The sequence below is a fragment of the Synechococcus sp. 1G10 genome, assembly GCF_002252625.1.
In the GTDB taxonomy this organism is placed as follows: Bacteria; Cyanobacteriota; Cyanobacteriia; order PCC-6307; family Cyanobiaceae; genus Regnicoccus_A.
Map to the genome: position 1 here is coordinate 1 of NZ_NQKW01000056.1, position 1,673 is coordinate 1,673.

Here is a 1,673-nt window from a genome sequence, read left to right on the forward strand (position 1 = left end):
GGTACGCACGAGCTCTGTAATCCACGCCTGACCGCATACCGCTGAGGGGCCAAGGACGCGGCGGCGTGAGCTGAACAGTTCAGGAATCCGGCAGCAGTGAGGGCATCACGCCACCGCGGTGATGGGAGATCCAGACTTGCTCCAGAAATGGCCAGACATCCCGGCCCTGTTGCCTGAGGGTGATGGTAACCGTGAGCAATCGACTGCGGCAGATGGCACCGCCCGCCGACTGGACACCATGACTGATCTTGCGCTGGATGACTGACTGGCGCAGGGCACGCTCTGCAGCGTTATTTGTGGGTTCCACTCCAGGGCGCTCAAGGAAGGTCCACAGCGCTTGGTTGCGCTGCAGCAGCTGCTGACAGGTGCGCACCGTCTTGGCCCAGGGCGTTCGCTCTTTCCGCTCGCAGCCCAGATCCACTGCGCGCTGCAGCGTGGTCTCAAACGATTGGCGAATCGGCTGGCAGCGTTGCTGCAGCTGCGGCCAATCAATCGTTCCCTTCTTCCACTGGTGCCACTGGGCAAACAGCTGCTGTTGCAGGCCCAGCAACTCCACTGCGAACTCACCGCTGACACCAGTGCGTTCGGCGATGGCATTGAGATCGCGGATCAGGTGCGCCCAGCACAGCTGTCGTTGCTGGGTGCTCAGGTAGTTGTAAGCCGAGAAGCGATCGCTCACCAGAATGCCGCCAAAGGCATCGCCCAGCAGCTCGATCGCAGCGGCCGCCGATCGGTTCAGGCTCTGCAGGAACACCGTCACCACCGGTGTGACCATGACCCACTGCCAACCGCGGCGGCGATCGGGATTGTTGCCGTCAGCGTTGCCGGTGGGAGCACCCGTTTCATCGACGTAGGCCACCGGCTGCTGCCGCGCCGCCTGCAGTGCTTCTGCCATCGGCAGCTCCAGGGCTGCACTCAAGCGCCTGCGGATCGCTGCAATGGCGCCGCGACTGATCTCTACCCCCAGCAGCTGATCCAGCAGCGCCTGGGTCTTGCTGAAACTCAAGGGGAAGGCACTGCCCAAAAGACCCACCAGGGCGCTGAGCCGGGGGCCATAACGGCTGGCCTCCACATCCGCCGGCAACGCAGCACAGGTGCTGGTGGAGCAGCACGGGCACACCAACCGGTGCAGCCGGTGCTCAATCACCAGCGGTGTGATCGGCGGGATCTCGATCACCTGGTGGCGCAAGGGCTCGGGATCCTCACCCTGCAGAAGCTGGCCGCAGCGACGGCAGGCCGCCGGGTGGTGTTCCACCACCTCGTCCACCCGCTCGATCGGCAGCAATTCCGGGCCAGCTCCGGGATGGCCCTGCTGGCCACCCCGCTTACGGTCACTGCCCTTGCGACGCTCTGGGGGCTTAAAACCCGGCCCGTCGCTGGAGGGCGGCTTGGAGGAGTTGCGAGACGTTCGGCCGATCCTCTCCCGCAGGCTCGCAAGTTCCGTCGCCAAGGCGGTGAGCTGGGCGCGGAGCTCCTCGATCTCCTGCTGCTGAACCAGGACGAGCTCTCTGGCACCGGCCGGCCACGACATCCAGTCCGCCTTTGAAATCCCGGCAGGAGGAGTAATCATCCAAAGCAGTCTCTGCCTGAGATGCAATCGGGAATCACGCCGACGTCAAGGGTTCAGCCGTAGCGATGTTCGCTGCGAGCTGTCCTGCCCCCTGAACGCATAC

Annotated in this window: 1 protein-coding gene; it reads right to left on the reverse strand. The window is 64.4% G+C overall.

Going from position 1 to position 1,673, the window contains the following annotated elements; all coding sequences use genetic code 11:
* Positions 1 to 79: 79 nt before the first annotated feature.
* On the reverse strand, positions 80 to 1,531 hold the full coding sequence (locus CJZ82_RS17405) for an IS66 family transposase (RefSeq protein ID WP_158218637.1): 1,452 nt from the start codon (positions 1,529 to 1,531) through the stop codon (positions 80 to 82).
* Positions 1,532 to 1,673: the final 142 nt, after the last annotated feature.

Excerpts from the sequence above, each read along its gene's own strand:
- CJZ82_RS17405 (WP_158218637.1), bottom strand. The coding sequence starts at position 1,531 with ATGTCGTGGCCGGCCGGTGCCAGAGAGCTCGTCCTGGTTCAGCAGCAG.